This window comes from Mesorhizobium sp. M7A.F.Ca.CA.004.06.1.1 (assembly GCF_003999135.1).
Classification (GTDB): Bacteria; Pseudomonadota; Alphaproteobacteria; order Rhizobiales; family Rhizobiaceae; genus Mesorhizobium.
Window position 1 is genome coordinate 1 of record NZ_RZPQ01000815.1, and the last position, 2,551, is coordinate 2,551.

Annotated in this window: 3 protein-coding genes; all 3 read left to right on the forward strand. The window is 64.9% G+C overall.

Annotated elements, in window-relative coordinates; all coding sequences use genetic code 11:
- A partial coding sequence (locus EN906_RS30530; RefSeq protein ID WP_164777481.1) for a mandelate racemase/muconate lactonizing enzyme family protein occupies positions 1 to 984 on the forward strand: 984 nt, incomplete at its 5' end.
- Between the two features lie 2 nt (positions 985 to 986).
- The gene (locus EN906_RS30535; RefSeq protein ID WP_013529506.1) at positions 987 to 1,703 is read left to right on the forward strand and encodes a FadR/GntR family transcriptional regulator; all 717 of its coding nucleotides are present in this window, start codon (positions 987 to 989) and stop codon (positions 1,701 to 1,703) included.
- Between the two features lie 5 nt (positions 1,704 to 1,708).
- The coding region (locus EN906_RS30540; RefSeq protein WP_127375625.1) for an NAD(P)-dependent oxidoreductase at positions 1,709 to 2,551 on the forward strand (843 nt) is incomplete at its 3' end.

Here is a 2,551-nt window from a genome sequence, read left to right on the forward strand (position 1 = left end):
CTCGTCCACATGCTGAACCATGAGGTCGGGCCTCAGCTGGTCGGCCGCGATCCGGCGGATATCGGCGTCATATGGGAGATGCTCTACAATGGCGTGCGCCACGACAGCGCCGCGCGCGGCGGCCACGCCATGCCGCAACTGGCGCGGCGCGGCATGAGCATCGCTGCCATCAGCGCCGTCGACATCGCGCTGTGGGACATTCTTGGCAAATCGCTTGGCGTTCCGGTCTGGCGGCTGCTGGGCGGCCGCAAGCTCGATCGCATGCCGGCTTACGCGTCCGGCGGCTGGGCGGCTGCCGACGCCATCGGCGAGCAGTTGAAATCCTACATCGCCAAGGGCGGTTTCAGGGCACTGAAGATGCGGGTTGGCGCCATGGATGGCGCGGCGCACATTTCGGCCGGCCGCGTGCGGGCCGCACGGCAGGCGCTCGGCCCCGATGTCGAACTGATGGTCGACGCGCACGGCACCTACACGGTGGCCGAGGCCAAGCGCTTCATCCACCTTGTCAACGATCTGGACCTCGCCTGGTTCGAGGAACCTATCATCGCCGACGACAAGCCCGGCATGGCTGAAGTGCGGGCGTCAGGTGCCGTCCCGATCGCCACCGGCGAAAGCGAGGCGACACGCTATGCCTTCCGCGATCTCGCGGTGCTGAAAGCCGCCGATATTTTCCAGCCGGATCCCGCCTTCTGCGGCGGTATCAGCGAGGCGATGAAGATCGGCACCATCGCCAGCGCCTTCAATCTGCGCTTTGCGCCGCATCTGTGGGCCGGCGCGCCCTGTTTTTTCGCAGGCTTGCATGTCTGCGCCGCCTCGCCGTCGAGTTTTACCGTCGAATATTCGCTCGGCGCCAACCCGATGATCCACGATCTGGTCGAAGAGACTGTCGAAGCCAGGGACGGCATGATAGCGATCCCGGAAAAACCGGGTCTGGGATTCACCATTTCGGAGCGATTCCTGGAGGCGCACGCGCAGCGCGGTTGACGATGAAAGAAAAGAACCTCCTCGCGGAACTCGCTGCCTACCTGTTCTCCCATTCGGACAAGGAGAGCGGCCGTACGCCTTCGGAACGCGAACTGGCGGAGCATTTCGCTGTCAGCCGCGGCCAGATCCGCGAGGCGCTGGCCATCCTTGAGGCCATGCGCATCGTTGAGCGCCGGGCCAAGTCCGGCATCTACATCGACACCAAGCAGGCCAGCGTGGAGGCCATGGCGCTCTTTGCCCGCGCGGGCCTGCCGCTCGACCCGATCCAGATCTACGAAACGGTCGAACTGCGCAAGATCCACGAGATCAAGGCGGCCGAACTTGCCTGTTCGCGCGCCACAGAGGAGAATTTCGAGCGGCTGCGCGAGATACTGAAAGCTTCGGAAGAGCGCATTGCCGCCGGCGAAGGGCTTGCCAGGGAAGACCGTGAATTCCACCTCGAGATCGTGCGCGCCACCAAGAACAGCGTCTTCCACAATGTCTGCAGCGTCTACTATATGATGGGCGAGCAGCGCCTGCCGATCTATTTCAACGACCCCGAGCGCAACGTGCGCTCGCATGCCGAGCATATCCAGATCTATGAGGCGCTGCTGCGCCGCGATGGCAATCTCGCCCAGGCGCTGATGAGCGCCCATTTGCAAGGGGCTGAGAGCTACTGGAAAGGCCTGATCGAGGGCCATGGCGAGGAACCTCAAAGCCCGGCGCTCGAAAAAGCTTGACCGACATGACCCGAATCCTCACCACCCACGCCCTGCACCCGCGCGCCTCGGCCATGCTGGCCGGCGCCGGAGAACTCGTCGTCGCCTCCGCCATCGATCCGGCCACGCTGGCCGCCGAGGCGAAGGATGCCGACATCGTCATCGTGCGCGCGCCGCTGCCACCACAGCTTTTCGACGGCGCAAAGCTGCTGCGGGCGGCAATCCGTCATGGCGCCGGGCTCGACATGATCCCCATGGAAGCAGCGACGGCCGCCGGCGTGCTGGTGGCGAATGTGCCGGCGGTCAATGCCCGCTCGGTTGCCGAGCACGTCATGTTCGCGGCGCTGGCTTTGCTGCGCAACTTCCGCGTCGTTGACCGCGACCTGCGCACCAAAGGCTGGCTTGCCGGCCGCGAGCACGCCAATTCCAACAGCGAGTTTGCCGGCAAGACGATCGGCATCGTCGGCCTCGGCGCCGTTGGCCAGGCGGTCGGCCATATCGCGGCGCACGGCTTCGACCTGAAGGTGGTGGCAACGACGCGCAGCATGCAGCCGGCGCCGGACAAGGTCGGCTTCCTGTCGATCGACGCTCTCGTCGAGCAGAGCGACATCATCGTTCTGTGCTGCCCGCTGACGCCGGAAACGCGCGGCCTGATCAACCGTGAGCGGATCGCCCGCATGAAGCCGCATGCGCTGCTGATCAACGTGTCGCGCGGACCGGTCATCGATGACGATGCGCTGATCGAGGCATTGCAGAAACGCCGTATCGGCGGTGCCGCGCTCGATGTTTTTGCGACACAGCCGCTGCCGTCGAACCATCCCTATTTCGGCTTCGACAATGTCATCATCACGCCGCACCTGGCCGGGATC